A 233-nucleotide genomic window follows, 5' to 3' on the forward strand; every position below is an offset into this window, starting at 1 on the left:
TTTCCTGCTGTATTAGGTCATGAAGGTGCCGGTGTTGTCGTTTCAGTAGGTGATGAAGTGACTTCAGTAAAACCTGGTGATCATGTGATTCCACTATATACGGCTGAATGTGGAGAATGTAAGTTCTGTCGTTCTGGTAAAACAAATTTATGTAGTGCCGTACGAGAAACGCAAGGTAAAGGTTTAATGCCTGATGGAACAACTCGTTTCTCTTATAATGGAGAGCCTATTTA

Annotated in this window: 1 protein-coding gene; it reads left to right on the top strand. The window is 40.8% G+C overall.

Annotated features, from left to right (window positions below; translation table 11 throughout):
- A partial coding sequence (locus FOT98_RS31160) for an alcohol dehydrogenase catalytic domain-containing protein (protein WP_186292154.1) occupies positions 1-233 on the top strand: 233 nt, incomplete at both ends.

It is taken from the genome of Bacillus sp. HY001, from assembly GCF_007558965.1.
Taxonomy (GTDB): Bacteria; Bacillota; Bacilli; order Bacillales; family Bacillaceae_G; genus Bacillus_A; species Bacillus_A mobilis.